Consider the following 9,148-nt stretch of genomic DNA (forward strand, 5'->3'; position numbering starts at 1 on the left):
GAAAAAGAGTCGTGACATGGTTGATACGAAGCGCGCTGCGGTCATTCTGGCGGCGGGGCAGGGGACGCGAATGAAAAGTCCGCTGCCTAAGGTGCTCCACAAAATCGGGGGCCGGACCATGTTGGACCGCGCGATCGACGCTGCCTATGAGACCGGCTGCGAACGCGTTATTGTCGTTGTCGGCAACCATAGCCCCGAAGTACGCGCCGTGGCGACCCGGCGGGTTGGCGCGGAGAATATCGTCACGCAAGATCCGCCCATGGGCACGGGACATGCCGTCACTATGGCCCGCGATGCCTTGGCCACATTCGATGGCAAGGTGATCGTCACCTATGCCGACAGCCCGCTGATGGCCGCCAAGGTGCTTGAGCCGGTCTTCGCCCTGGATGCCGACATGGCTGTGCTGGGCTTCATCGCCGAAGACCCCGCCGCCTACGGCCGGCTGGTGCTGGACGGCGACAAGCTCAACGCCATTGTCGAGATGCGCGAATGCACGCCGGAGCAACTCAAGATCAAGGCGTGCAATTCCGGTGTCATCGCCTGTGACCGTGAGCGTCTGTTTTCTCTTCTCTCCGAAGTGAAGAACGACAATTCCAAGGGCGAATACTATCTGACCGACATTGTCGGGCTGGCGCGGGCGCGCGGGCTTCAGCCCCGCGTCACCTTTGCGCTGGAAAACGAAGTCCTCGGCGCCAACAGCCAGTCGGAACTGGCCGTTATTGAAACCGTCTGGCAGGAGGGCATGCGCAAGGGCTTCATGGACAACGGCGTACACATGCCCGCGCCGCAGACCGTATTCTTTTCGCACGACACCCGGATCGCACCGGGCGTTACCATTGAGCCGAACGTTGTATTCGGCGAAGGTGTCACCGTTTCCACCGGCGCGGTCATTCGCGCTTTCTCGCATCTTGAAGGGGCTACCGTCGGCGAGGGCGCCCTGATCGGTCCCTATGCCCGCCTGCGTCCCGGTGCGGACATCGGCCGTGAGGCGCACATCGGCAATTTCGTCGAGGTAAAGAATGTGACCATCGGCGATGGCGCCAAGGCCAACCACCTGAGCTATCTCGGCGACGGCAGCGTTGGCGCGGGATCGAATATCGGCGCAGGAACGATCTTTTGTAATTACGACGGCTATTTCAAATACAAGACGACGATAGGCGAGGCGGCCTTTATCGGCTCCAATACGTCTCTGGTCGCCCCGGTGACCATCGGCGATGGCGCCATGACCGGGTCGGGTTCGGTCATTACCGAAGATGTCGCGCCTGGCGCCCTGGCCTTCGAGCGGGCGCAGCAGATTGAAAAAGACGGCTGGGCCACGGCATTCCGTGAACGCAAGGCGGCAGAAAAGGCAGCGGCAAAAAAATGACCCCCGAAGAACAAAAGAAACAGGTCGGCGATGCCGCCGCCGCCTATGTCAAGGACGGCATGAAGGTGGGGCTCGGCACCGGATCGACGGCCGCGTGGTTCGTCAAGGCGGTGGCCGAGCAGGTCAAGGCCGGCATGAATTTGACCCTGGTCTCCACCTCTGTTCAGACGACGCAGTTGGCGCAGAGCCTGGGGCTGGTCATAAAGGACATCAATGATGTCGGCACGCTGGATCTGTGCGTCGATGGCGCCGATGAGGTCGGCCCGGGCCTGGCCCTGATCAAGGGCGGCGGCGCGGCTCTGTTGCGGGAAAAACTGACCTGGGAGCAGGCGAAATCCTGCATCGTCATTGCCGACGATGCCAAGGTCGTCGATGTGCTCGGCCGGTTTGCCCTGCCGATCGAGGTCGAGCCGTTCGCCTGGAAGGGCACGGTCAACCGTATTTCCGACGTGCTGACCGAATTCGACATCGCCATGATGCCCAAGGTGCGCAAGACGGGACCGAATGCGGATTCGCCCTACTGGATTACCGATGGCGGCAATCTTATCTTCGACGTGGCTTGCGGAGCGATACACGAACCGGTCGGTCTGGCGCATGAACTGAAGTCGTTGACGGGGGTGGTCGATCACGGCCTGTTCCTTGATCTGGCGGACGTGGCGCTGATCGGCGGGCCCGACGGTGTGAAGGTCCTGCATCCCTAAGGCCCGCTTGGGGCGTCTCTTCAATTGCATGAAGGCCCTGCGTCTTCTGAAAGTATCGATATGGACAAGTATGACTACGACCTTTTCGTCATCGGTGCCGGCTCCGGCGGCGTGCGTGCGGCGCGGCTGGCGGCGCAACTGGGCCTGAAGGTCGGCGTGGCCGAGGAGGATCGTCCCGGCGGCACCTGCGTTCTGCGTGGCTGCGTGCCAAAAAAATTCATGGTCTATGCCTCGGAGTTTTCCGAGCAGGTTCATTACGCGCATGGTTTCGGCTGGACCAAGGCAGAAGCCGGCCCCTTCGACTGGCAGGTCTTTCGCGATACCAACAATGCCGAATTGGACCGGCTGTCGCAGATATATACCGCCAACCTGGTCAAGGCGGGCGCGGAGGTCATTCCTGCCCACGCCGCCTTCAAGGATGAGCATCATCTTGTCCTGACCAGCAAGCAGGGTGGTGAGCGGATTGTGTCGGCCAAGACCATCCTGATCGCCACCGGCGGCTGGCCGTTCCTGCCGCAACATTGTCCGGGCGTTCTGGAACACGGCCTGACCTCGAACGAGATGTTCAACCTGCCTGAATTGCCCAAGACTCTGGCTATTGTTGGCGGGGGTTACATCGCCGTTGAATTTGCGGGTGTCATGCATGGGCTGGGCGTCGATGTAACGCTCTTCTACCGCGGCCAAAAGATTTTGCGTGGCTTCGATGACGATGTCCGCGATCATTTGGCCAACGAAATGGCGCTGCGGGGGATCAAGGTCCGCACCCAGATCGATCCTGTCGCTCTGAAAAAGACCGATGCGGGCATGGAAATTTCGCTGAACGACGGCACGACGGCTATGGCCGATCAGGTGTTGTACGCTTCTGGGCGCAAGCCGAAAACCGAAGGGCTGAACCTGGACGCTATTGGTATAACGCCGGACTCGCACGGCGCCATTCCGGTTGATCGCTTTTCGCGCACCACCCATCCGCATATCTATGCCATCGGGGATGTCACCAATCGCCTGAACCTGACACCTGTCGCCATTCGCGAAGCCATCGCCTTTGTCGAGACGGCGTTCAAGGACAATGAGACGGCCTACGACTACGAAAACATCCCGACGGCCGTCTTTTCCCAGCCCCAGATCGGTACGGTCGGCATGACCGAGGCCCAGGCGCAGGAAGCGGGCATTGCCTACGATATCTATCAAACGCGCTTCCGGTCTATGAAGACGGCCTTCATCAAGGGCGAAAGCCGCATTTTCCAGAAACTGATCGTCGATCAGAAGACCGATGTCGTTCTGGGCGTCCACATTGTCGGTGGCGAAGCCGGTGAATTGATTCAACTGGCCGGGGTCGCCGTCAAGGCGCAACTGAAAAAGGCGCAGTGGGATGCCACCTGCGCCGTTCACCCGACAGCGGCGGAAGAATTGGTAACCTTGAAAGATAAACGCGCATGACCGACCGGCTGGGGCTTCTGAATGCTGAGCAAAACAAGAGCCCGCTGCGGCGGCTGCGCGATGGCTATACGACCTGGGTGCTGTTTGCTGGCCTGACGGCGTTCGCTGTCTGGGCCTATTATGCCGCGACCGGGTTGCCGTCGCTGCTGGCGCTGATCGGTGTACTCTCTTTAGGGCACCTGTTCCTGTCGCACGGCTCATGGAAGGCGTTCGGCGTCTTTGCCGCCCTGACCGCCGCCATGCTGCTGCTGGCCGTGCTGCGCTCCGACATGGTCGAAGCGATGGCGCGCGGCGCCGATATCGGTACTGCCTATGCCGCGTCGAAACGGTATTTCGAAGCCCCCATCGTCATCTGGTTTCTCGCTTGGGCCGCCATGTTCGCGGCGCGATCGCAGGACGAGGCGCGAGCGGCGCGCATATTCCATTGGTTCGTATATGTGCTCCTGGTTCTCAGCGTCGTTCAGATGATTGAGGCCGTGTCTAATTTCGGCCTGCGTCAGAGCCTGAGCAACCAGTTCTTCCATAGTCGGGACCGGATGCTCATTGTCGGTTTTTCGAACACCAACTGCGCCTTGCTGATGATGTTTTGGCCGTTGGCCATGGTTCAGGCGGCCCGCCACCGACCGGCAATTATTATTTTCGCGGCTATTGCCGTGGTTGCCGCCGGCATCACCAGTGACACCAACGCTCACCTGCTGGCCATGTTCGCGTCGGTGGCTGTCTTTTATGGGGTGAAGTATTGGCCGCGTGCCTTGAAAGCGTTCAAGCCTGAGCGTGTACTGGCGGTGCTTACCCTGGTGCCGATGCTGGCCTTTCCGGCCATCATCTATGCCTTGATGAAAAGCGGACTGGCCGTGAAGATAAAAACCGACCTGCTGCCGTCATGGGCGGCGCGGATTGACATCTGGAGCTACGCCGTTGCCCGCTCGCTGGAAAAACCCATCTGGGGGTGGGGCTATGAAGCCTCGCGTCAATTCGAGCCCATGATCCCCAATCACCCGCACGATATGGCGTTGCAGGCCTGGCTCGAACTGGGGATACCGGGGCTGCTTATCCTCGCTGCCTTCTGGTTCTGGCTGTTCTGGAATCTGAAAGTGACAGGTGAGATGACTGACGTACCGCAGGAAACTGGACTTCGCGCCCTTGACGAAGAGGTTGCGCCTGTGTCCACCGGCAATCTCTCCGCGCGTTTCCAGCCTTACCTTTTGGCCCAAGCCACCATGTTCCTGGTCATAAGCACGATCAGCTATGGTCTGTGGCGGTCCTGGTTCTATTGCCTGGGCGCCTTTGCCGTTATGGCCGCTGTTTTGGCTGTGCGCGCCGCGACACACAGTATAAAGTTACGAAATTAACTACAAGCATCAGACTTTACACGGTAAATTCTTTTCCTATATAGGTCTCTTCTGGTTTCCGGTTGAGTTGAAACCGGCAGTGAGTGTAAATACAGCTATGAAAAAGATTTGGTCCCCGAAAGATTGGCGTGAACTTCCGGCCCTGCATATTCCGAGCGACTATCCGGATAGCCAGGCCCTGGCCGCCGTCGAAAGCGAACTGTCGCACTTGCCGCCGCTGGTATTCGCCGGTGAAGCCCGCCGCCTGACCTCGGCTCTGGGCCAGGTTGCGCAGGGCGAAGCCTTCTTGTTGCAAGGCGGGGATTGTGCGGAATCCTTCAAGGAGTTTTCCGCCGACAATATTCGCGATAGCTTCCGCCTGATCCTTCAGATGGCGGTCATCCTGACCTTTGCCGGCGGTAAACCGGTGGTCAAGGTGGGCCGTATCGCCGGCCAGTTCGGCAAGCCGAGGTCTTCGGCAATCGAAACCATCGATGGTGTGACGCTCCCCAGCTATCGTGGCGACAATATCAATGGCATGGAATTCACGCCGGACGCGCGCATTCCCGATCCGTCGCGGCTGGTGAAGGCCTATCATCAGTCTTCGGCCACGCTGAACCTGCTGCGCGCCTTCGCTCAGGGCGGTTACGCCGACCTGTACAATATTCACAAGTGGACGCTGGGCTTCGTATCCGGCTCGCCTCAGGGCGAACGGTATCGCGCCCTGGCCGACAAGATTTCTGAAACGCTCAGCTTCATGTCGGCCATAGGCATCAAGCCGGAAAGCCAGCCGGAAATCCGCCAGGTCGATTTCTTCACGTCGCACGAAGCTTTGCTGCTCAATTACGAGCAGGCCATGACGCGCGTCGATTCCACCTCCGGTGACTGGTACGACACGTCGGCCCACATGCTGTGGATAGGTGAGCGCACCCGTCAGCTTGACGGTGCCCACGTCAACTACATGAAGGGCATCAAGAATCCGATTGGCGTAAAGGCCGGTCCGACGCTGGAACCCGACGATCTGCTCCGCCTGATCGACACGCTCAATCCGGAAGCTATTCCTGGCCGCCTAACCCTGATCGGTCGCTTCGGTTCGGACAAGATCGCTGAGCGTCTGCCTAAGCTTATGGCGGCGACGCGTAAGCATGGCGTACCTGTCGTTTGGTCCATCGACCCGATGCACGGCAATGTCGTCAAGGCCGCCAATGGCTACAAGACGCGACCCTTCGATCGCATCCTGTCGGAAGTGCGTTCCTTCGTCGATATCGCCAATGCCGAGGGCGTCCATCCGGGTGGTATGCACCTGGAAATGACCGGGCAGAATGTGACCGAATGTACAGGAGGGGCTTTCGCGCTTAGCGAGGAAGACCTGCGTGACCGGTATCATACCCATTGCGATCCGCGCCTCAACGCCGACCAGGCGCTGGAGCTTAGTTTCCTGGTGGCCGAACGGCTGCACAGTTTGAAAATGGCGGCATCTAAGGCGGCTTAGAACGAAAAAAGGCCCGGGCGCATGTCCGGGCTTTTTTGCTATACGACGACGTTGATCGCCGTGCCGGTACCATTTGCCTTTTCCTGGCGTTGCCGCGCCTGTTCCTGAAGTTCCTGCATCATCTGTTTCTGGATGGCTGCGCGTTCTTCAGGCGATTTAGCCGCCAATTTTTCCTTGGTCAGGCCGTGGCTGTTAAGCCACGTATATTGCATCTTCTCCGCTGGCGACATCTTGAGGAATTTCATCAAACTGGCTTCGGCGCTGTCGGACGAAGACGGCGCGATCTGACTGAGCGGGTCGGTAGAGGTCTGGGACTTCGTGGCGGTGGATGTGCCGTAACTGGCGGGCAGGGCGTAGGACGAAGCGATCTGCATGTGTAAATCTCCGGAGGAGGAAGGGGCGGTTCTTCTGAACCTCAGGGATGGCGTATGCGTCGCAATAGGCGTGCCACACCACAACCCTAGGGCGGATAAGGCTTTGCACGTGTTATCGGCTTGTTGAGGGCAGTTTTTACACGGCAAGCGTGTCCGAAGCGGTCAAAAAATGCCGCCTTCATATCCCCGCCAAGCATTGAGCGTGATCACAAAGTCGGCTATTGAGCCCGGCATGAAGCGACTGATTGCACGAATTGAACCTCAAACGAGGGCGGCGTTTGCCGCCCTTTTTGCGCTGTCGTGGCCGGTCATCGCCTCACGCGTCGGCGTCATGCTCATGGCGCTGATGGACACCATAGTGGTTGGCCAGCACAGTTCGGCCGAATTGGGGTATCTCACCTTATCCCAATCCCTTTATTGGGTGCCTGCCTTGACATCCATGGGGCTGCTCATGGGCGTCCAGGTCAAGACTTCGCACTTTCTGGGCTCCGGCGATCTGCATCGGATCGGCGCGGTATTCCAACGCGGCATGGGTTATGCGTTGACTCTGGGCATCGGTTTTATGCTTGTCTTGCTGGTGGGCGGGGCGCCTTTCCTTGGCCTGATCGTCAAACCGGACATGGTCGAAGGCGCGCGCGTGCCATTGATCATATTCGCTTGCTCCATGCCGCTTTTCTTGCCCGGCGCGGTCGGCACGCAGTTTCTCGAAGCCCTCGGACGGACGCGTGATACTCTGATCGCCACCCTGATTGCCAATGCGCTTAATGTCGTGCTGCTGCTTCTGCTCGTGCCGGGGCGCGTCACGATATTCGGCATCCATTTCGAAGGGGCGATCGGGGCAGCGACGGCCACCCTGACGGCGCGCGCCCTGCAATCGATCGGCTTGCTCATCCATATCCTGCGCCTCAAGGAGACGCGCCCGTTCGACCTGATGGGGCGCCAGGCGCCAGACCATCACGGCGCGGTGGAACAACGCCATGTCGGTTACGCCACGGGTGCGGCCTATTTCATCGAAGTGGCGGCCTTCGCCGGCATGACCATGTTTGCCGGTCACATCGGTGAAATCGAGGTGGCCAGCTGGACCGTCGTACTCAACTACGCCAGCGTCGTCTTCATGGTGCCCATGGGACTGTCGGCAGGATGTTCGGTTCTGGTCGGTCGCGCCTTCGGGGCCGGGGACCTTGACGCCCTGGCGCGAACCGGCCGCGTCAGCTTCATATCCGCAGCCCTGTTCATGGCGGCCGTGGTTGTGTTCACGGCGCTACTTTCCGGCGTCATCGCGCGGTTCTACAGTCACGATGAGGCCCTGCTGCCGACCATTCAGGCGGGCCTTCTGTTGTCGTGCCTGTTCTTCATTCCCGATGGCCTGCAGGTCGTGGCGGCGCAGGCATTGCGGGCGCGCAAGGACGTGCTGGCGCCGACGATCATCCACTATGTCTCCTATGGCGCCATCATGTTGCCCTTGGGGTTCGTTTTTTGTCTGGCCCTTGGCTGGGGCGTGGCCGGGCTAATCTGGGCCGTCGTGGTCGCCTCGCTCATTTCGGGGACGTTCCAGACGGCGCGCTTTCTCTGGCTCGACAGACGGGCTGTTGTAAACTCGACAACCGCATAGAAGCGCTTTAAAAAATACAGCTTCATATGGATGATAAACCAAGTCACGGTGAGGACACGCAGGATGCTTGATGATCTACAGGGAAAATGCGTGCTGATTACCGGCGCCAGCACGGGCATAGGCGCCGCTGCGGCCAAGGGATTTGCGCGTCTGGGCGCCAAGGTGGTTGTCCATTACAATAGCAGCGAAGCCGAAGCGCAAAAGGTGGTCGATCTGATTTCGGCCGATGGCGGTGAGGCGCACCTGATGCAGGCCGATCTGATGACGCGTGAAAACGCGGGGCCACTGGTCGATGCCGCCGCGCGTAAACTGGGCGGTCTGGATATATTGGTCAACAATGCCGGATCGCTGATGACCCGGACCTTGTTTCTCGATTGGGATGCCGCCCTCTATGAGCGTGTCATGAACCTTAATGTGCGATCCGTCATCGAAGGCAGTCAGGCGGCGGTGCCGCACATGCAGGCGCGCGGCGGCGGGGCCATTGTCAACCTGGGCTCCATTGCGGGCAATAATGGAGGCGGACCGGGTTCGGGATTGTATGCCGGGGCCAAGGCCTTCGTGCACAATGTCACGCGTCATATGGCAAGCGATCTCGCCAAACTCAATATCCGGGTCAATGCCATTGCGCCGGGCGTTATTGCAACGCCGTTTCACGACCTCACGCCCCCTGAGCGCATGGAGGCCATGCGCAACACAATACCCATGCAGCGCATCGGGACACCGGAAGAGTGTGTTGGGGCCATCGTCTTCCTGGCGTCGAACAGCATGAGCGCCTATGTCACTGGCCAGATCGTGCACATCAACGGCGGACAATTGATGCCCGCCTGATCGCCTT

The 9,148-nt window shown here is 59.7% G+C and carries 8 protein-coding genes; 7 read left to right on the forward strand and 1 reads right to left on the reverse strand.

Annotation, left to right across the window (positions count from 1 at the left end; all coding sequences use genetic code 11):
• The first annotated feature begins 16 nt into the window (after positions 1-16).
• From glmU to AEAC466_RS42735, 5 genes are all read left to right on the forward strand, one after another.
• Entirely contained in the window at positions 17-1,366 is a 1,350-nt protein-coding gene (gene glmU, locus AEAC466_RS42715; protein ID WP_023460155.1) for a bifunctional UDP-N-acetylglucosamine diphosphorylase/glucosamine-1-phosphate N-acetyltransferase GlmU, read from the forward strand.
• The gene (gene rpiA / locus AEAC466_RS42720; RefSeq protein WP_023460156.1) at positions 1,363-2,067 is read left to right on the forward strand and encodes a ribose-5-phosphate isomerase RpiA; all 705 of its coding nucleotides are present in this window, start codon (positions 1,363-1,365) and stop codon (positions 2,065-2,067) included. Before glmU ends, rpiA begins: the two co-directional genes overlap by 4 nt.
• A 60-nt stretch (positions 2,068-2,127) precedes the next feature.
• A complete protein-coding gene (gene gorA / locus AEAC466_RS42725; protein WP_023460157.1) occupies positions 2,128-3,504 on the forward strand; it encodes a glutathione-disulfide reductase in 1,377 nt (458 codons plus the stop codon).
• Positions 3,501-4,856, forward strand: a complete 1,356-nt coding sequence (locus tag AEAC466_RS42730) for an O-antigen ligase family protein (protein WP_023460158.1) — start codon at positions 3,501-3,503, stop codon at positions 4,854-4,856. The genes gorA and AEAC466_RS42730 overlap by 4 nt, the downstream gene beginning before the upstream one ends.
• Positions 4,857-4,953: 97 nt before the next feature.
• Complete coding sequence (locus AEAC466_RS42735; protein ID WP_023460159.1) at positions 4,954-6,327, forward strand: class II 3-deoxy-7-phosphoheptulonate synthase; 1,374 nt, start codon at positions 4,954-4,956, stop codon at positions 6,325-6,327.
• Between the two features lie 38 nt (positions 6,328-6,365).
• On the opposite strand, the gene AEAC466_RS44025 is transcribed toward AEAC466_RS42735, so the two are convergent.
• On the reverse strand, positions 6,366-6,701 hold the full coding sequence (locus AEAC466_RS44025; protein WP_023460160.1) for a hypothetical protein: 336 nt from the start codon (positions 6,699-6,701) through the stop codon (positions 6,366-6,368).
• A gap of 232 nt (positions 6,702-6,933) precedes the next feature.
• On the opposite strand from AEAC466_RS44025, the gene AEAC466_RS42740 reads away from it, so the two are divergent.
• Entirely contained in the window at positions 6,934-8,313 is a 1,380-nt protein-coding gene (locus AEAC466_RS42740; RefSeq protein ID WP_031239604.1) for an MATE family efflux transporter, read from the forward strand.
• 63 nt (positions 8,314-8,376) lie between these two features.
• On the forward strand, positions 8,377-9,141 hold the full coding sequence (locus tag AEAC466_RS42745; RefSeq protein WP_023460162.1) for an SDR family NAD(P)-dependent oxidoreductase: 765 nt from the start codon (positions 8,377-8,379) through the stop codon (positions 9,139-9,141).
• The last annotated feature ends 7 nt before the right edge of the window (positions 9,142-9,148 follow it).

The sequence above is a fragment of the Asticcacaulis sp. AC466 genome (assembly GCF_000495815.1).
Taxonomy (GTDB): Bacteria; Pseudomonadota; Alphaproteobacteria; order Caulobacterales; family Caulobacteraceae; genus Asticcacaulis.